We start from the raw sequence: 236 nt of genomic DNA, 5'->3' as shown, positions 1-236 counted from the left end.
ACGATCGGACCAGGCTGCTCGACATCGGCAGGGGAAAGTACCGCCGGTCGGACTCATCCGTCCTTCCCGATCCGTTCCGGGCGCACGCCGATCGTCGCCCCGATGCGATCGCCCACGTTCACGAGGGAACGTCGGTGTCCTACAGGGAATTCGACGAGCGTGTGAACCGGTGTGCGCGTGCGCTGATCGCTGCCGGTGTCGGCCCCGAGACCCGGGTCGGCCTCATGATCGGACAA

General features: G+C 66.5%; 1 protein-coding gene. It reads left to right on the top strand.

The window, feature by feature from the left end; all coding sequences use genetic code 11:
• Positions 1-14 precede the first annotated feature (14 nt).
• Positions 15-236: AMP-binding protein (locus NVV99_RS26875; protein WP_313906277.1), on the top strand; the 222-nt coding region annotated here is incomplete at its 3' end.

Source organism: Rhodococcus sp. PAE-6 (genome assembly GCF_025290685.1).
GTDB classification, from domain to species: domain Bacteria; phylum Actinomycetota; class Actinomycetes; order Mycobacteriales; family Mycobacteriaceae; genus Rhodococcus; species Rhodococcus pyridinivorans.
The sequence above is the reverse complement of the archived record's forward strand: the minus strand, read 5'-3'. Positions and strand labels throughout refer to the sequence as shown.